The 16086-nt window shown below is 71.3% G+C and carries 19 protein-coding genes; 9 read left to right on the plus strand and 10 right to left on the minus strand.

The features are described 5' to 3' along the window. Positions 1 to 248: 248 nt before the first annotated feature. Positions 249 to 392, minus strand: a complete 144-nt coding sequence (locus J5Y04_RS12520; RefSeq protein WP_209412119.1) for a tautomerase family protein — start codon at positions 390 to 392, stop codon at positions 249 to 251. Positions 393 to 675: 283 nt separating this feature from the next. Beyond that, positions 676 to 1104: a hypothetical protein gene (locus J5Y04_RS12530; protein WP_245204686.1), complete on the minus strand. Its 429-nt coding sequence runs from the start codon at positions 1102 to 1104 to the stop codon at positions 676 to 678. 927 nt (positions 1105 to 2031) lie between these two features. Between J5Y04_RS12530 and J5Y04_RS12535 the strand changes: the two genes are divergently transcribed. Then, on the plus strand, positions 2032 to 4137 hold the full coding sequence (locus J5Y04_RS12535) for a transglycosylase domain-containing protein (RefSeq protein ID WP_307853077.1): 2106 nt from the start codon (positions 2032 to 2034) through the stop codon (positions 4135 to 4137). Between the two features lie 184 nt (positions 4138 to 4321). Here the strand turns inward: J5Y04_RS12535 and fdxA are convergent, their stop codons facing one another. Beyond that, complete coding sequence (fdxA, locus tag J5Y04_RS12540; RefSeq protein WP_209412038.1) at positions 4322 to 4645, minus strand: ferredoxin; 324 nt, start codon at positions 4643 to 4645, stop codon at positions 4322 to 4324. Positions 4646 to 4740: 95 nt separating this feature from the next. On the opposite strand from fdxA, the gene soxR reads away from it, so the two are divergent. Continuing rightward, a complete protein-coding gene (soxR, locus tag J5Y04_RS12545; RefSeq protein WP_209412039.1) occupies positions 4741 to 5205 on the plus strand; it encodes a redox-sensitive transcriptional activator SoxR in 465 nt (154 codons plus the stop codon). 92 nt (positions 5206 to 5297) lie between these two features. Here soxR and J5Y04_RS12550 read toward each other — a convergent pair whose 3' ends face one another. Further along, positions 5298 to 6047 (minus strand): bifunctional 2-polyprenyl-6-hydroxyphenol methylase/3-demethylubiquinol 3-O-methyltransferase UbiG, encoded by a 750-nt coding sequence (locus J5Y04_RS12550; RefSeq protein WP_209412040.1) that lies wholly within the window; start codon positions 6045 to 6047, stop codon positions 5298 to 5300. Between the two features lie 434 nt (positions 6048 to 6481). Between J5Y04_RS12550 and J5Y04_RS12555 the strand changes: the two genes are divergently transcribed. Next, entirely contained in the window at positions 6482 to 7678 is a 1197-nt protein-coding gene (locus tag J5Y04_RS12555; RefSeq protein WP_209412041.1) for a serine hydrolase, read from the plus strand. A gap of 83 nt (positions 7679 to 7761) precedes the next feature. On the opposite strand, the gene J5Y04_RS12560 is transcribed toward J5Y04_RS12555, so the two are convergent. Continuing rightward, a complete protein-coding gene (locus tag J5Y04_RS12560) occupies positions 7762 to 7959 on the minus strand; it encodes a DUF397 domain-containing protein (RefSeq protein WP_209412042.1) in 198 nt (65 codons plus the stop codon). Further along, on the minus strand, positions 7956 to 8810 hold the full coding sequence (locus J5Y04_RS12565; protein WP_209412043.1) for a helix-turn-helix transcriptional regulator: 855 nt from the start codon (positions 8808 to 8810) through the stop codon (positions 7956 to 7958). The genes J5Y04_RS12560 and J5Y04_RS12565 overlap by 4 nt, the downstream gene beginning before the upstream one ends. A gap of 259 nt (positions 8811 to 9069) precedes the next feature. Between J5Y04_RS12565 and J5Y04_RS12570 the strand changes: the two genes are divergently transcribed. The 4 genes from J5Y04_RS12570 (at position 9070) to J5Y04_RS12585 (ending at position 11576) form a co-directional block, all read left to right on the plus strand. Next, positions 9070 to 9519: an ATP-binding protein gene (locus J5Y04_RS12570; RefSeq protein ID WP_209412044.1), complete on the plus strand. Its 450-nt coding sequence runs from the start codon at positions 9070 to 9072 to the stop codon at positions 9517 to 9519. Next, on the plus strand, positions 9516 to 9800 hold the full coding sequence (locus J5Y04_RS12575) for a hypothetical protein (protein ID WP_209412045.1): 285 nt from the start codon (positions 9516 to 9518) through the stop codon (positions 9798 to 9800). Before J5Y04_RS12570 ends, J5Y04_RS12575 begins: the two co-directional genes overlap by 4 nt. Beyond that, entirely contained in the window at positions 9797 to 9973 is a 177-nt protein-coding gene (locus J5Y04_RS12580) for a hypothetical protein (RefSeq protein ID WP_209412046.1), read from the plus strand. Before J5Y04_RS12575 ends, J5Y04_RS12580 begins: the two co-directional genes overlap by 4 nt. Positions 9974 to 10484: 511 nt before the next feature. Then, positions 10485 to 11576 carry a serine hydrolase domain-containing protein gene (locus J5Y04_RS12585; RefSeq protein WP_307853087.1) on the plus strand — a complete coding sequence of 364 codons (1092 nt, stop codon included), beginning with the start codon at positions 10485 to 10487 and terminating at the stop codon, positions 11574 to 11576. Positions 11577 to 11660: 84 nt separating this feature from the next. Here J5Y04_RS12585 and J5Y04_RS12590 read toward each other — a convergent pair whose 3' ends face one another. Further along, positions 11661 to 12227, minus strand: coding sequence for a TetR/AcrR family transcriptional regulator (locus J5Y04_RS12590; protein ID WP_209412047.1), 567 nt, complete (start codon positions 12225 to 12227; stop codon positions 11661 to 11663). A gap of 109 nt (positions 12228 to 12336) precedes the next feature. Here J5Y04_RS12590 and J5Y04_RS12595 point away from each other — a divergent pair, with 109 nt between their 5' ends. Continuing rightward, positions 12337 to 12777: a DoxX family protein gene (locus tag J5Y04_RS12595; RefSeq protein ID WP_209412048.1), complete on the plus strand. Its 441-nt coding sequence runs from the start codon at positions 12337 to 12339 to the stop codon at positions 12775 to 12777. 70 nt (positions 12778 to 12847) lie between these two features. Here J5Y04_RS12595 and J5Y04_RS12600 read toward each other — a convergent pair whose 3' ends face one another. The 3 genes from J5Y04_RS12600 to J5Y04_RS12610 all read right to left on the minus strand — a co-directional run bounded on the left by J5Y04_RS12600 (position 12848) and on the right by J5Y04_RS12610 (position 14969). Further along, a complete protein-coding gene (locus J5Y04_RS12600; protein ID WP_209412049.1) occupies positions 12848 to 13330 on the minus strand; it encodes a hypothetical protein in 483 nt (160 codons plus the stop codon). A gap of 93 nt (positions 13331 to 13423) precedes the next feature. Further along, positions 13424 to 14233, minus strand: a complete 810-nt coding sequence (locus J5Y04_RS12605) for a metalloregulator ArsR/SmtB family transcription factor (RefSeq protein WP_307853078.1) — start codon at positions 14231 to 14233, stop codon at positions 13424 to 13426. 223 nt (positions 14234 to 14456) lie between these two features. Next, complete coding sequence (locus J5Y04_RS12610) at positions 14457 to 14969, minus strand: hypothetical protein (RefSeq protein WP_209412051.1); 513 nt, start codon at positions 14967 to 14969, stop codon at positions 14457 to 14459. A gap of 583 nt (positions 14970 to 15552) precedes the next feature. Between J5Y04_RS12610 and J5Y04_RS12615 the strand changes: the two genes are divergently transcribed. Beyond that, on the plus strand, positions 15553 to 16074 hold the full coding sequence (locus J5Y04_RS12615; protein ID WP_209412052.1) for a GNAT family N-acetyltransferase: 522 nt from the start codon (positions 15553 to 15555) through the stop codon (positions 16072 to 16074). Positions 16075 to 16086: the final 12 nt, after the last annotated feature.

A 16086-nucleotide genomic window follows, 5' to 3' on the forward strand; every position in this document is an offset into this window, starting at 1 on the left:
CCCTCGCCGGCGAGTACGACTATGCCGGTAGGCCGGTTGCCGCCGGAAGGATCCAACCTCACGTCTGCCGTATGACGACTGTCATATGACGAGGCCGCCCGTCGGATGGCCACCCCGCCGGCGTGGCCATCCGACGGCGGTGCCGCCTCGCCGGCGGTGCGGCGCCGCACCGCGGCGGCGCCGCACCGCCGCACCGCCGCACCGCCGCACCGCCGCACCGCCTCGTCGCCGCGGCCGCACCGCGGGCGTCAGGCGACCTGCCCGCCCACCCCGCTGCGGCCGGCCGGGACGCCCTCGATGGTGACGACGGTCCGGCCGCGGGCCTCCTCGCCGAGGACGGCGGCGAGGGCGTCGGTGGTGGCGGCGATCAGCCGGGCCGGCGTGAGCCTGATGGTCGGCGAACTGAGCCGTCAGGGCATCCTGGAGCGCCGCGAGGACGAGGCCGACCGGCGGCGGAGGATCGTCGCCATCGCCCCCGACCAGCAGCCCGCCATCGCCGGCTGGCTCGCCCCGGGGGCGGCGGCCTGGCGCAAGGCGCTGGCGCCGCTGACCCCGGAGCAGCGGCGGATGTTCGTGGACACGCTGCGCGCGTACGAGGTGGCGGTCACGGGGGAGTCGGGTACGGGGGAGTCGGGCGCGGGCGGGCGCTGAGGCCCGTCGCGGACGGCCGGGGGTTCAGCGTCGCGCGTGACGGATCTTCAGCCGTCCCATCCCCACGGCCCCGGAGATCCGGATCGTCGGGCCGCCGGGCCGGGAGTGCCGCCCGGTCCGGTAGCGCGGGGCCTTCCATCCGGCTTTCAGCCCCTCGATGTCGACGACCGCGTCACGCGGAACCGTGATCCTGGCGCTGCCGGTGCCGAGGTGCAGCTCGATGTCGACGACCGGATGCTCGACGACAGCCCGGGAGAGGTTCAGGCGCACCCGTCCGAACGCGGACTCGACCTTGAGGACGCGCGGCACCCGCCACGCCCCGCGTCGCCGGATCCGCCCGGCGGCGGCGATCGTCGACGTGGTGCCCGGACTCCCCTGCGGGAGCGAGGCCGGCGCCGACACGAGCCCGCCGTGCGTCGCGGCGGTGCGCAGCTGGTGGAGGCGCTCGTCCATCTCCTGGTGCGAGACGTGCCCTTCGGCGTACGCCTCCTGCGGGCGCTGTGCGGCCGTGTTCGCTGATCGGTGGCGGCGGGCCGTCCGGCGGAGGGGTCACCTTCCCCACTCCAACCCGGGATCGGCTGGGCGAGGGCGCCAAAGTCCTTGACGGGAAAGGGAATCGGAGGGGCGTCCGGCCGCTCGGCACCGTGCTGCCGCGGCATCGTGGCATCGAGGCGCGGGCGCGTGGATGCCGGCCGTCACCGCCCCGGAGGAAGGGGACCGCGTGCCGCGCCCGACCGCACCACGGGCGGTCCGTGGTCCCGGCAACGGCCTGCGGGGGCGGAAGGACCGAAAGGGCTGCCTTTCTGAGGGACCGTCGATCCGCACCCGAACGTCGCCCGCCGGCGTCCACGGTGGAACCCGCTCCACCGCCGTGCGGCCCGGGCGGAGCGGGCTGTGGAGCCTGCCAGGCGCTGTGCAACATAACGCCCCGCTCGCAGCGTCTTAGTGATGTCAGGGTTCGTCGGACCGGGAGGGCGCGACACGCGGGTGCGACACGCGAAGTCACGGATGTACGGGTGCGGAGCGGGTCTCGGCACGCGCCTGCGGGCGGGTGGCGGTCCTCCGGTACGGATTCGTTCGGTCCGTGCCGTCGGCGGCGGGGGGGCTTGGTGAATTCCGAGGACTCCGTATTTCCTCGTGCCGTTTTGGAAAGTGCACGAAGGAGCCGGAGGGAGCTCGAAGTGGGCGGCCCCAGGCCTTTGTTGCACGGCCGTGACAGATTGCGCGAGAAATCGTTCGATTCATGGGACGGCGGGGGCTTAGCATCCCGATATGACCTCGAATACCCCGCCGATATCGAATTCACCAGACGGTGAAGAAGCCCCTCCGGCCCGGAGGTCGCCGCTTCGGCTGGTCCGCCACGGCGGGACCTTCCTGCTCGTGAGCGTGCTCTCCGGTGGGCTGCTGGCGGGCTTGGCCCTGCCTGCCGTCGGCGCGCTCGGGCTGACCGCCAAGAACACGGCGGAGAGCTTCGAGGACATCCCGGACGACTTCAAGACCCCGCCGCTGACCCAGGCCACCCAGATCTTCGACGCCAAGGGCGGCCTGATCGCCAAGGTCTACGAGCGCGACCGCACCGTCCTGGCCGCCGACCAGATGTCGCCGTTCATGCGGCAGGCGCAGGTCGACATCGAGGACGCCCGCTTCTACGAGCACGGCGCCGTCGACCTCAAGGGCGTGCTCCGCGCGGTCGGCAAGAACGCGGAGAGCGGCACCGCCTCCCAGGGCGCTTCGACGCTGACCCAGCAGTACGTGAAGAACGTCAACGTGGAGAAGGCCGGCGACGACCAGGCCGCCGTTCGGGAGGCCCAGCGCAAGACCCTGGGCCGCAAGATCCAGGAGCTGAAGGTCGCGATCAAGCTGGAGGAGGACCTGACGAAGGAGCAGATCCTCACCAACTACCTGAACATCACCTTCTACGGCAACCAGGCCTACGGGGTCGAGGCCGCCTCCCAGCGGTACTTCAGCAAGAGCAACAAGGACCTCACCGTCGCCGAGGCCGCCACCCTGGCCGGCATGGTGCAGAACCCCTCGGCGTTCGACCCGGTGCGCTACCCGGAGAACACGGTCAAGCGCCGCAACGTCGTCATCGACAAGATGGTCGAGAACAAGCACCTCACCGCGGACCAGGCCAAGGAGGCCAAGGCCGCCCCGCTGGGCCTGAAGTACAAGGACCCGCAGAACGGCTGCATCACCGCCAGGGCGGGCATGGGCTTCTTCTGCGTCTACGTGCGCGAGGTGGTCAAGCAGGACCCGGTCTTCGGCAAGTCCGCCGCCGAGCGGAAGAAGTTCTGGGACCAGGGCGGCCTGAACATCTACACCACCCTCGACCCGGACAAGCAGGCCGCCGCGCAGGACGCGGTGAGCGGCAACGTGCGGGTCACCGACAGCGTCTCGGCCGCCGCCACCATGGTCGAGCCCGGCAGCGGCAAGATCCTGGCGATGGCCCAGACCCGCCCGTTCGGCCTGGTGAAGGAGAAGAACCAGACCGTCGTCAACCTCAACGTCGACGCGGCGATGGGCGGCGGCAACGGCTTCCAGCCCGGGTCCACGTTCAAGCCGGTCGTCGCGGCGGCGGCGTTGGAGGCGGGCCTGCCGCCGACCCAGGAGTACTCGTCCCCGAACAGGCTCGAGTACCCGACCATGAAGATGTGCGAGGGGACCTGGAAGAACACCGGCCGCCCCAAGACGGTGGTGCCCAACGAGTCCGCGAGCGAGAAGGGCCCCTACCAGCTGAAGCAGGCGATGGCCCTGTCGGTGAACACCTACTTCGTGCAGATGGAGGAGGAGATCGGCCTCTGCCCGGTCAAGCAGATGGCCAACAAGCTCGGCATCACCGCCAAGGCCAGCGGCAAGCCCCTGGAGGAGGTCCCCGCGATGGCCCTGGGCGTGGAGGAGGTGAGCCCGTTGACCATGGCCAACGTCTACGCGACCTTCGCCGCCGAGGGCAAGTACTGCACCCCGAAGGCCATCACCAAGATCACCACGGTGGACGGCAAGGACGTCCCCGCCCCGGCCGGGCAGTGCACGCAGGTGTTCTCCGAGGACACGGCACGGGCGCTGAACACCATCCTGAACGGCGTGACCGAGAACAACGGGACCGGCGCGGCGCTCAACCTGGAGGGCAACCGGCAGATCGCCGGCAAGACCGGCACCTCGGACCACAAGAAGGCCGCCTGGTTCAGCGGCTACACCCCGCAGCTCGCCACCTCCGTCTGGCTCGGCGGCCCCAACGGCGGCGTGGAGATGCGGAACATCACCATCAACGGGAAGTACCACACCGAGGTGTTCGGCGCCGACGGCCCCGGTCCGATCTGGCGCGACGCCATGAACCAGGCCCTGCGGGGCGCGCCCAAGCAGTCCCTGAAGATGGCCGACATCCCCGACCCGGCCCCCAAGCCCGACCCGACCCAGACCGCGACCGGCAGCCCGAACGCGCCGGCCACCACCCCGCCGGCCACCACCCAGCCCGGCCCGCAGCGCTGACACCGGCGCGGGCGGGGCGGGCGCGTCGTGGGACCGGGGGTGAGGTCCGGGCCCCCGGGTGCCGGACCCCGCCGGCTCCGGCCTCCGGACCCCGCCGGGCGCCCGCCGACGCCGGGCGCCCGCCGACGCCGGGCGCCGGCCGGCGGGGTCCGGACACGAGGGCCCGGCATCCCGGTGGGTCAGGTCAGGCGGGGTCCTGGACCGGCAGCGCCGCCACCATCGGATGGTCCTTCTCGATCAGGCCGAGCCTCGCGCTGCCGCCCGGGGAGCCGAGGTCGGTGAAAAACTCGGCGTTCGCCGTGTTGAACGCCTGCCACGGCTCTGGGGTGTCGTCCTCGAAGTAGATCGCCTCGACCGGGCAGACCGGTTCGCAGGCGCCGCAGTCGATGCACTCGTCGGGTTGGACGTAGAGCATCCGCTCCCCCTCGTAGATGCAGTCGACGGGGCACTCGTCCAGGCACGCCTTGTCCTTGACGTCCACACAGGGCAGGGCGATCACAAACGTCATCGGGCTGCCGTCCTCTCCGGGTCGGTGCTGCTTGCCGCTCTGGCGCAGCCGACCGTAGGACCTCAAGTAAACTTGAGGTCAAGAGGAGGCTGTGCATGACGACCCATCGGCCCGGCGGTTCAGGGGCGGCCCCGGACGACTGGCTGGGCATCGGCGAGGTCAGCGCGCGGACCGGGGCGGCGGTGTCCGCCCTGCGGTTCTACGAGGAGCTCGGCCTGATCTCGTCCGAACGCGACGAGCGCAACCAGCGCCGCTACCCACGGCACATGCTGCGCCGGGTCGCCCTGGTCTCGGTGGCGAAACGGATCGGCATCCCGCTGCAGGACCTCCGGGAGGCGTTCGCCGACGTGCCGCTCGACCGGCCGCCGAGCCACCACGAGTGGCAGCGCGCCTCGCGCGGCTGGAAGCGCCGTCTGGAGGAGCGCCGACAGACCATCGAACGGCTTGAGGCCGAACTCACGGGGTGCATCGGCTGCGGCTGCCTCTCGATGAAGGCCTGTGCCCTGCTGAACCCCGGCGACGAACTCGGCGAGGACGGCGTCGGACCCCGACGCCTCTGAGCGTTTCCGGAGCCGGCCCTCGCTTGAGGAGCCCGCCGGACCGGCGCGGGGAACCCGCCGGCCGGCGGGTTCCCCGCGCCGGTCCGGCGTGATCAGAAGGAGAGGGGCCGGCCGGCGGCCGGGCGCCGGAACAGGGCGCTGAGCAGGACCGGGATGCCGAAGAGCGGCGAGCCGGCCGGCTGGGGCACCATCGGGCGGATCTCGATCTCGGTGAAGTCGGAGAAGAGGTGGCGGAGTTCGTCCGGCGTGTAGGCGAGCCCGCCCTCCAGCCGGCCGTTGCGGTACAGCTCCTCGTCGGGCAGTTCGCAGCCCATCGCCCCGGCGGCGAAGGCGTTGACGACGAGGAGGCCGCCGGGTGCGAGGACGCGGTCGAGGAGCGCGAGGTAGCTGATCCGGCGGTGCGGCGGGAGGTGGTGCAGGCAGCCCGAGTCGTAGACCAGGTCGTACTGCCGGTGCGGGAGCTCGACGTCGAAGATGTTCCCGCAGTGGAACCGGACGTCCGCGCCGGCCTCCGCGGCCCGCTCCCGCGCCCAGGCGACCGCGGTCGGGGAGAGGTCGACGGCGTCCACCTCGAAGCCCAGCGAGGCGAGGTGGACGGCGTTGCGCCCGGGCCCGGACCCGAGGTCCAGCACGCGGCCGGGTGCGGCGAGCAGACCGCGGTCGAGGTAGGAGACGAGGTTCTCGTCGGGCTTGGGGACGAAGAACGGGCGGTCGGCCGTGCGGTCCGCGTAGAACGCGTCCCACCAGTCGGAGGCGCCGTCGGTCCAGCGGTCGGCCTCGGGGAGGAAGAGCCGGTCCAGCAGGCACAGGACGTCTTCGGTGGTACGGATGTCGCGATGCATTCACAGCCCCCTGTACGGGCGGACGTCGTCCCGTCCGCTGCTGTGAATTTTAGTGCCGGGGGAGGGGGAAATCCCTGGTCAGAGATGGTGCGACGGCTCCCCCAGCCGCCCGGCTGGGCCCCTTCCGCGACCCGGGCGCCCCATCCCCCGCAGGCCCCCCTGCGGGCCCGGCCGGACCGCCTCGGGAGGGCGTCACGGGGCCTTCCCGGGCGTCGGCCGCCCCTGCGCTTCCGGGGGTCCGGATAACGCTTTCGCCACGGTCGGGGGGTGCCTCCGGGATCGCCTCCGGGGTGCCTCCGTGGGTGCCGGCCGGGTGGGCCCGCGGGTGCCGAACGGGTGGACACGCGGACGGACGACCGGGCCGGGAGCCTCCGGCACGGGCCCGGGATGGTGACCTTGCCGCCTGAGCCCTGACCTGGAAGAGGCGCCCCGAGATGAGACGTACCCCCGCCCGCCGTGTGTTCGCCGCAGCGCTGCTCGTGGCGGCCGTGCTGTTCCCGACGGCGACACCCGCCACGGCCGCCCACGGCGCCGCCTCCGACCGGTACGAGCAGGACGGGTACCTGACGGACGGTCTCGGGCCCGAGCTGACCGCCCGGCTGGACAGGGCCGTCGAGGACGTCCGCCGACAGGCCGGCATCCCCGGCGTCATCGCCGGACTCTGGATGCCGGGCCAGGGGAGCTACGTCCGCGCGACCGGGGTCGCGGACACCACCACCCGCAGGCCGATGAGCACCGACCTCTTCATGCGGATCGGCAGCGAGACCAAGACCTTCACGGTCACCGCGCTGCTGGAGCTCGTCGACGAGGGCCGGATCGGGCTGGACGACCCGATCTCGGCCTACGTCGACTGCGTGCCCGACGGTGAGCGGATCACGCTGCGCCAGCTCGCCGAGATGCGCAGCGGCCTCTTCCCGTACACAGCCGACCCGGACTTCATTCGGACGCTGGAGGGCGACCCGGGCCGCACCTTCACACCAGAGGAGCTCCTCGCGTACGGCTTCAAGCACGACAACACGGCAGAGCCCGGCGAGACGTTCCAGTACTCGAACACCAACCTGATCCTGCTCGGCCTGGTGGTCGAGAAGGTCGGCGGCCACCCCCTCGCCGACTTCATCCACCAGCGGGTGCTCCGCCCCGCCCACCTGCGCAACACGCTGTTCCCGGCGGGCTCCGAGTTCCCCGAGCCGCACGCGCGCGGCTACACGAACCAGACGCCGAGCGGCGAGATCGGCGACTCCACGGACTGGAACCAGAGTTGGGCCTGGGCAGCAGGCGCGATGATCTCGGACCTGCACGACCTGCGCCGCTGGGCGGAGGTCGTCGCCACGGGAAGGCTGCTCAGCCCGCAGACGCAGGCGGAGCGGCTCAAGACCCTGCCGACCGGCTTCCCTGGAACCAGCTACGGCCTCGGCATCTTCGAGACCGGCGGCTGGATCGGGCACAACGGATCGACGCCGGGCTACGAGAGCGTGACCGTCTACCTGCCGTCGCGGAAGGCCACCCTGGTGCTCCTGATCAACACGGACGTCTCGTACCAGGGGCAGGAGCCGAGCACGCTGCTCGCGCGGGCGATCACCGAGATCGTGACCCCGGACAACGTCTACGACCGCGCGGTCCCCCCGCGGTAGGGGAGTGGGGGAGTAGGGGAGTGGAGGAGGGGCAGGCTCGGGCGCGTCCACGCCCGGGCCTGCCCCTCTGTGGCTCCGGTGGGTCAGAGCTCTCCGGCGTGGATAGCGGTGATGAAGGATCGCCAGGCGTCGGCGGTGAAGGTGAGCGCGGGCCCGTGGGGGTCCTTGCTGTCCCGGACAGGGACGGCGTTGGGAACGCCGTCGGCGACCTCGATGCAGTCGCCTTGACCGTTGCTGTAGGTGCTCTTGCGCCATTGGGCGCCTTGGAAGTCCCGCTTCATTTGGTGCACTCCTCTGCGACTTTCCTCAACCATGAGATGGACTTCTCGGGTTGGACTGATGAAGCCATGAGACGCAGGAACGCATCCTCATGGCGCGCTACCTCGGAGGGCCGCTCCGTGTAGATGCTGCTGGTCGTCGCCTCGGTATAGGCCACGCTTCCCGGGATGTCGCTGAACGACAGCACGGAGAAGGAAGCACCCATCGCAGCGTGTGCGCCAGCCGAGAATGGAAGAACCTGGATCGTGATGTTCGGCCGCTGGTCCGCCAGGTCAGCGAGGTGTTCCAACTGTTCAGCCATGGTCGGCATGTCTCCCACAGGTCGCCGTATGACGGCCTCGCCGATAATGGCCCACACTTGAGGTGGATCGTGCCGATCGAGAATCCGCTGACGATCCATCCGGAGTGCCACGCGGCGATCCACTTCATCGGCGGACTCGGTCGGATTCATCGCCCGAATGACATGCCGGGCGTACCCCTCGGTCTGGAGAAGCCCGGGAACCAGCTCACACTGATAGGTGACGATCTTCGTGGCGTCGGATTCGAAGCCCACATAGGCACGAAACCATTCGGGCAGGGCATCGCCGTAGGCGTGCCACCAACCCTGCTGTCGGCTCTGTCGGGTGAGGCTGAGGAAGTGCTTCACCTCTTCGGGTGAGCTGATGCCGTAGTGAGCGAGCAGCTTGGCCGCATCCCGTTCTTGCAGGGGGACTTGCCCGCTCTCGATCCTGCTCAGCTTCGAAGCGGACCAACCGAGCGCAGCGGCCACATCCTTGGCGTTCATCTCGCGCGAGGCGCGCAACTTGCCAAGTTCGCCGCCGAGCCTACGCCGCAGCACGGTCGGACTGCCCACTCGTCACACTCCCTGCCTGGTTGGTTCCGTGCATAGTCTGCCACCCCCTTCTGGGGCTCAACCATCCTTCATGATCAAGCAATTGCTTGATAGAAGCGGTTGCATGCAATCGCCCCGAGAGGGCACTCTACAGGGAGTAGCTCGACGGTTCGTCTGAGTGATCAAGGCGGCTGGTCGCCGGGCATCCCTTTGCCCTCTCCGGCCCGCCTCTCCCCTCCAACTCGCCATCACCTCACTGCGCCTGGAAGGTGGCTCCCCCATGTGCGAAATCGCTGACCTGACCCCCGTCCCCGCCGCCCGGACCGACTGCTGGCTGCCGCGCAGCCGGCGATCGCCCGCCGAGGCCCGCCGGCAGCTCGAACGGCTGCTCGCGCGCGTCCCCGATGGCCAACGCTTCGCCGACACCGGGCTGTTGCTGGTCTCCGAGCTCGTGACCAACGCCGTCGTGCACGGCACGCCCCTCGGTCGCAGGGTGCTCCTCGTCCTTGACCTCGATCCCTCCCGTCTCCGGATCGAGGTCCACGACGCGCGGACGGACCGCGGGCCCGTTATCCGCCCGGCAGACGCGGACGACGAGTCCGGGCGGGGGCTCATCCTCGTCAAGTCCCTGGCCGGCCGCTGGGGTTGCTGCCCGCGGGTGGGCGTCGGCAAGATCATCTGGGCCGAGATCGCCCCCGCTGCCACCCCCCTCGCGGAGCGTGTCGCATGAGGGAGGCCCGTCTCGTCACGGCCGAGATCACCGGGATCATGCCGCCGACGACCTACCCGATCCTCCCCGAGGCCCTGGACTCGCTCTGGTCCGCCCTCCGGTTCCACCCGCTCCGCAGACCGCAGTGGGCGTGGTTCGAGCGCTACCTCACCGGCCCCTGTGCCGAGCGCGTCGTCGCCGAACACCTCAACTACATCGGGCCGTTGTGCCTCCCGGTCGTCCTCCCCGGGGGTGTCCAGCACCTTCGCATCCACTGGACCGAGACGGAGGCCGGCCGGTGATCCAGCGCATCTGCCCCTGGTGGTTCCTGCACTGCTCCCGTGCCCCCGTCGCGCGCCTCCTGCGTGCCGAACGCCGGCGCCTCGACGCCGAGTTGTCCCGTGTCTTCCCGGCCGCGTCCGCCCGCATCCGGGAACGTGTCCTGGCCTCGCTCGCCTCGCAGCACCCACGCTGACGACGCTGCGCTCACCCCGGAGCAGGAAGTCGGCCCCGTCGACTTCCTGCTCCGCCACCCGCAGACCCTCCAGGGCGCCAGTGGGCACGGGTTCGCGTGATCAATGAGTTCCTTGCGCTCGGTCGTCGACCAGCCGGCCGCCGGCCTCACGACAACGGACGGGCTTCGTACGGGCTCGCCATCGATGCCTTGCCGCCTTTCTGCAGTTCCCCGGGCCGGCGCGACCCGATGGGCTCTGCCCGAGCCTCGGCAACGTTGGTCAGGACCACGCCGTGCACGGACTCGGCGAGCAACGGGGCGGTGTGGGGGTGTGGGAAACCGCCGTATCGACTTGGGTGTCAGCACGGTGGGCTGCTGCTGCGGTGGCCCGGCACGCTGGGGCAGGAAGAGCGCAGGCAGGCAACAGGAACAGGAGTGATCGGTGAAGGCACGTGCGGGGGCCGCAGCACTGTGGGTGGGGATTTGCGCGGTGGCGGTATCGGGGATCTTCCCGGCGGCTGCGGCTGCGGCTGTGGCGGAGCGGGCGCCGGCCTCGCCGCCCGCCGGCCTCAAGGCGGCCGTCGAGCAGACGGTTGCGGACGGATTCCCGGCTGCCGTGGCGTATGCCAGGAACGGAGCGCGGGAGTCACGGATGGCGGCGGGGCTCGCGGACACGGCGACCGGCGAGCGAGCCCGGCCGGACCAGCGGTTCCGGATCGCCAGCAACACCAAGTCGTTCGTGTCGACGGTGCTTCTGCAGCTGGAGGGCGAAGGGCGGCTCTCGCTCGACGACAGCGTGGAGAAGTGGCTGCCCGGAGTGGTCCGGGGCAGCGGCAACGACGGCGGGGCCATCACCGTCCGGCAACTGCTCAACCACACCTCGGGCATCTACGACCCCACCAACGAGCCGGAGTTCTTCGCCCCCTACCTGGAGCGCCACGACTGGAGCCACGTCTACACCCCTCGGGAGGTGATCGCCCGCGCCGTCCGGCACGAGCCGCTGTTCGCGCCCGGCGGCGGGTGGTCGTACTCCAACACCAACTACCTGCTCGCCGGGCTGGTGGTCGAGGCGGTCACACATCGAAGCGCGTCCTCCGAGATCCATCGGCGGATCCTCGGCCCGCTCGGTCTGGACGACACCTCCTTCCCGCTGACCGATCCGGCCGTTCACGGCCCTCATCTGCACGGGTACGACCTCAAGGGACGCGATGTGACCCGGTTCAGCCCGTCGTACGACTGGACCGCCGGCGCCATGATCTCGACCGTCGACGACCTGGCCCGTTTCCACCGGGCCCTGTTCACTGGCAAGCTGCTGCGCCCCGCCCAGCAGCGCGAACTCCTGACCACGGTGGAGTTCCCCGACGAGCCGGCGTACGGACTCGGCGTGCAGCGCGAGGAGGTGACATGCGGCTCGGGGGCGGACGCCAGGCCGGTCGGTGTCTGGTCGACCGACGGCGCCGGGCCCGGCTACACCAGCATGTCCCTCACAACCGCCGACGGTGAGCGCCAACTGGTCTTCGCCGTCAACGTCTACGACCTCGGTGCAGAGCTGAGGAAGGAGAGGCCCGTCCCGTCTCGCAGTGAGGGGCTGTTGAAGGCGCAGGCGGCAGCCCTGTGCGACTGAGGCACTGTCACGGCCATTGTGATCACGAAGGGCACCGGCCGCCCCGCCGGCCGGTGCCTCGAACGACCCGTTCGCCGGTGACTCCTAGTCCCGCTTGAAGAGCAGCCCCAGCACCGAGCGGGCCAACTCCTCCACGTCGCCGTTCTCGCTCTCCGGCAGGGCGCCGCTCAGCCAGAGGCCGGCGAAGCCGTGGGCCAGCGACCACGCCGCGATCGTCGTCGCCCGGTCCGGCTGCTCGCCAGGCGCCAACTTCCTTGCACTCGCGGCCAGTACCGCGCCCGCGCGCTCCCGGGCCGTCGCCATGCCGGGGTCGTCGGCCCGGTACAGCTCCGGCCGGAACATCACCTCGAAGTACGGCCGGTGGTCGACGGCGAAGCGCACGTACGCGACGCCCGCGCCGTACGGATCGGCGGCCGCGCGCTCCAGGCTGTCGGCGAACAGCTCGAAGCCCTCGGCGGCGACCGCCGTCAGTACCCCCGTCTTGTCCCCGAAGTGGTGTGCGGGCGCCGCGTGCGACACCCCCGCGCGCCGGGCCAGCTCGCGCAGGCTCCATCCGGACGGGCCGGACTCGGTGATCGCGGCCAGGGCCGCGTCCAGTACCGCGCGGCGCAGGTTGCCGTGGTGATAGCTCGGTTGGTCACTCTGTCCCACCGCTGCTCTCCAGTCGTTCGAGGTGTCGCTCCAGTGTATCTAGGCATTGACAAGATTGCCCGCCTGCCCCAATCTTTCCAGTGACAAGATTCCAGGATCGGAGGACGGGATGATCCCGCTCATTGCCCTCGTCGGCGGCTTCGCCGTTCTGCGCCTGCTCGGCCTGCTGGCCCTCGACGGCCTCGACGCCTGGCAGCCCGCCCTGCGCGGCGGCCTCGCGCTGATGTTCGTCACCACCGGCGTTCCGCACTTCGTCGCGTCCTGGCGGCGCGACTTCGTCGCGATGATCCCGCCGGCGCTGCCCTGGCCCGACCTGCTGGTCACCCTGACCGGTGTCCTGGAGCTGGCCGGCGCCGTCGGCCTGGTCGTCCCCGCGCTCGCGCCGCTCGCCGCCGGCGGCCTGGCGCTGCTGATGCTCGCGATGTTCCCGGCCAACGTGTACGCGGCCCGCGGCGGACTCACCCTCGCCGGAAAGCCGGTGACCCCGCTGCCCGCCCGCAGCGCCCTTCAGGTGGTCTTCGTCGCGGCCGCCGTCGCCGCGGCGCTCTGAAATGCGCGCGCGGAGTGGGAAGTCGGCCCGTCCGACTTCCCACTCCGCGCGCGTTGCGGCTCCGGTCCTCCTACAGGAGCGCCAGCAGCTGCTTCGTGTGGCCGGGAAGCTCCACGTCGGCCAGGCCGGTGATGAGGTCGCGCAGGGGCATGGGCTGGTCGACCAGGAGCGCGCCGTTGGACAGGAGCAGGGTGGGCACCCGGGTGTCGAGCTCGGCCTCGCTCAGCATGGGCCCGCCGAGTGCGCAGAGGGCCTGTCCCTGGAGGCGGACGCGGTCGCGCAGCCCCGTGTTGTCGCCCGCGAGCGCGATGACCCGGTCGATGGTCCAGGTGTCGAGCGCCGCGCGGTTGTCGTACGTGGCGATGGCCCCCGAGGCGACGGAGGAGACGGCGCTGATGGTGGCCGCGCTGATGAGGGAGACGTGCGCCAGGATCTGGTCGGCGTTCCACTCGCCGGCGGGCGGGGTGGGGCCCGGTCCGTCGGAGTCGGCCACCGTGGCGGCGGCGTCCAGGAGGGTGCGGTAGGCGTCTCGGAGTGGGGTGGTGTCCAGCATGTTCTCTTCCTTCTGCGGTCGTGCGCGGAGTGAACTGCGGAGTGAACTGCGGGGCGATGACGGGAGGGGTGGTGACGACCGCCGCCCCGGGCGTCAGGCGTGCGTGCCGGACATCTCCCAGGGTGCCTGCGGGAGGACGTCGCCGGTCTCCAGCAGCGACTTGAGGTTGGCCAGCACGGCCGGCCATCCGCGCGAAATGCCGTTGAGCATCTCCACGTTGGGGAGGTTCTCGTGGGTCACGGTGAGGCGGACGATGTCCTCGTGCGGTTCGACGAGGAAGGTGACGACCGACGGCTCCCTCGGTGCTTCGGCGTCCGGGGAGTCCTCGAACGTGATGCTCAGCAGCGTCGGGGGCTCGGCCCTGAGGACCTTGCCGACGACGTCGACGCGGCCTGATCCGTCGACGCGCCGGTGCTCCCAGGCCGAGCCCGGCTGCCAGTCCGACACGTTGGCGTGGGCCCAGTAGCGCGCGGTGAGGTCCGCGTCCGTCAGGGCCTGCCACACCTGCTCCGCGTTCGCGCGGATGTAGGTGACGTAGACGTAAGTCGGCACCGATGTGGGTGCGTTGGCCATGGCGTACTCCTCGGCGAGATTCCTGATGGCACTGAGCGCTTGCAGACGGGGCCTGTCGAACTTCGAGATCCAGCGCTCCTCGATCTCGTGGATCGGCGCCGGGTTGAGGTAGTGGAGTCGTTCCCGTCCCCGCCGTACGACGGTCACGAGGTTGGCCTGCGCCAGGACGTCGAGATGCTGTGTCGCGGACTGGCGGGCCATGGCCAGGTGTTCGCACAGCTCGCCCAGGGTCTGACCGTTGTGCTCGCGCAGGCGGTCGAGCAGGAGCCGCCGGGTGGGGTCGGCCAGTGCTTTGAACGCGGCGTCCGTCGCTGTCGCTTCGTGGCTCACGTCCGGCATTATGCAGGCAATCGCCTGCATAATGTCAACGACTCTCCGGTCACTGCCGGGAGCACCTGCCCCTGACCAGGGCTTCGCCGTCTTCCTCTGGAGTTCCTCCCTCCCTGCGCGCGCCAGTGGCCCTCGGCCCGGCGGCGCGCGCAGACCCTGCCCGCGGGCCCGGGCGAGGAGCAACCGGGACGGCGCCTTCGGGTCGCTGACGTTCTGACCCCGTTCAGCCCCCGAGCGCCGAGGGGGCCGAAGAATCCGAGGAATCCGAGGAATCCGGCGGGCGAGTACCGGCGGTGGGCGGGGCGTCCGCCCTCGACGCGGTCGCGAACGCCCCGCCCACCATCAGCACGAGGAAGAGGGCGAGCGCCACGGCCCAGGCCGCCGGCAGCGCGGCGATCATCGGGAGCCAGAGCACCACGCCCAGGACCGACAGCACCGTGGCACTCCAGGCGGCGGCGCTGCCGCTCAGGCCGTTCCGCAGCCGGAGGAAGGCGGCCAGCCAGAGCGTGGCCAGGGTGGCCGCGCCGAGGGCGAGGACGCCGGCGAGCAGCCTTGCGAGGTCGAAGCCGATGAGGTCGTCGCTGTCGCGGCCGGCCGCCTCGGCCTCGCTGGGCCCGTAGGTCAGGGCGAAGACGACCCAGCAGACGGCGGCCGCCGTCCAGCAGGCCGCGAGTGCGATCGCCGAGGGCTTGGCCGTGGGGTGGTGCCCGGGGCGGGCGGCGTCGGTCGTGGTCATGATGATCATGCTAGGGAACGCCCGGGATTCCCGCCCGGGGTGCGCCAACGGCCTGCTTCCGGAGGCCTGTTCTCCGCGGCCGGCGCCGGCCGTCGCATCGGGGAGCGCGGCCGTGAACGGTGGGCCGTCCGCGGGAGCTCGGTCGTGCTCGCCGCCGGCGTCGTCCCGGGAGGTTCGGCGGAACGGGACGCTGCGGCGGCGGCCGGGCCGTTGTGGGCCGTCCAGCGGCCGATCGCCGGTATGGCGGCCGGCGCCGGTTCGACAGTGCCGCACGGGCGTTGGCGCCGGATGAACGGCCGGCGCAGCAGCCGGTGCAACAGCCGGTTCAGCGGTCCGGCCGCCGCCAGGAGCGCGGCGCCGGTGGTCCGGAGCGGGCCGATGCCGCCGCCTTTCACGGCGATGCGGAGGATCCCGGCGCCGAGGACCGGCTCGTGCCGCTTCCGGACGGCCGTCATCGAACGGCGCCTCCAGGCGCGGTTGATCCGCACCCGACGTCAGCGGATCACTGGCACCTGCCCGTTCCGGTCCCGCCCGATCCGGATCCAGGTCCCGGCCCCGCTCCGCCGGTGGCTACAGTGGCCGGATGAGCGATGACCGGGTGATCCTCCGTCCGATATCCGAAGCCGATCTCCCGCTCCTGGAGCGGCTGTTGAGCGACCCCGAGGCGGTCGGCGCGCTCCAGTGGTACGGCTGGTCCGACCCCGGCCGGCTGCGGCGGAAGTGGGCGGAGGACGGACTGCTGGGGGCGGACCGGTCGCAGCTCGCGGTGGTGTCCGGCGGTGAGTTCTGCGGCTTCGTGGCCTGGCGGCGGGCGGCGGTGGTGCCGGCCGCGCCGTACTGGAACGTCGGCATCCAGCTGATCCCGCAGGCCCGCGGCCGCGGCATCGGCACGCAGGCCCAACGCCTGCTGGTGGACTACCTGTTCGCGCACTCGCCGGTGGTCCGTCTGGAGGCCGACACCGAGACCGTCAACCTCGCCGAGCAGCGCGCCCTGGAGAAGTGCGGCTTCACCCGCGAGGGCGTGCAGCGCAGCCTGGTCTTCCGCGACGGCGCGTGGCGCGACATCGTCCGTTACAGCCTGCTGCGCGGGGACGCCCGCCCCTGAGCACCGGCCCTG

Origin of the sequence: Kitasatospora sp. RG8 (assembly GCF_017813315.1) — a bacterium.
Taxonomy (GTDB): domain Bacteria; phylum Actinomycetota; class Actinomycetes; order Streptomycetales; family Streptomycetaceae; genus Kitasatospora.

Bases quoted from the DNA above. Each gene is read 5' to 3' on its own strand.
- J5Y04_RS12530 (WP_245204686.1), bottom strand. From the start codon at position 1,104: ATGGACGAGCGCCTCCACCAGCTGCGCACCGCCGCGACGCACGGCGGG.
- fdxA (WP_209412038.1), bottom strand. From the start codon at position 4,645: ATGACGTTTGTGATCGCCCTGCCCTGTGTGGACGTCAAGGACAAGGCG.
- soxR (WP_209412039.1), top strand. From the start codon at position 4,741: ATGACGACCCATCGGCCCGGCGGTTCAGGGGCGGCCCCGGACGACTGG.
- J5Y04_RS12550 (WP_209412040.1), bottom strand. From the start codon at position 6,047: ATGCATCGCGACATCCGTACCACCGAAGACGTCCTGTGCCTGCTGGAC.
- J5Y04_RS12555 (WP_209412041.1), top strand. From the start codon at position 6,482: ATGAGACGTACCCCCGCCCGCCGTGTGTTCGCCGCAGCGCTGCTCGTG.
- J5Y04_RS12560 (WP_209412042.1), bottom strand. From the start codon at position 7,959: ATGAAGCGGGACTTCCAAGGCGCCCAATGGCGCAAGAGCACCTACAGC.
- J5Y04_RS12570 (WP_209412044.1), top strand. From the start codon at position 9,070: ATGTGCGAAATCGCTGACCTGACCCCCGTCCCCGCCGCCCGGACCGAC.
- J5Y04_RS12575 (WP_209412045.1), top strand. From the start codon at position 9,516: ATGAGGGAGGCCCGTCTCGTCACGGCCGAGATCACCGGGATCATGCCG.
- J5Y04_RS12595 (WP_209412048.1), top strand. From the start codon at position 12,337: ATGATCCCGCTCATTGCCCTCGTCGGCGGCTTCGCCGTTCTGCGCCTG.
- J5Y04_RS12600 (WP_209412049.1), bottom strand. From the start codon at position 13,330: ATGCTGGACACCACCCCACTCCGAGACGCCTACCGCACCCTCCTGGAC.
- J5Y04_RS12610 (WP_209412051.1), bottom strand. From the start codon at position 14,969: ATGACCACGACCGACGCCGCCCGCCCCGGGCACCACCCCACGGCCAAG.
- J5Y04_RS12615 (WP_209412052.1), top strand. From the start codon at position 15,553: ATGAGCGATGACCGGGTGATCCTCCGTCCGATATCCGAAGCCGATCTC.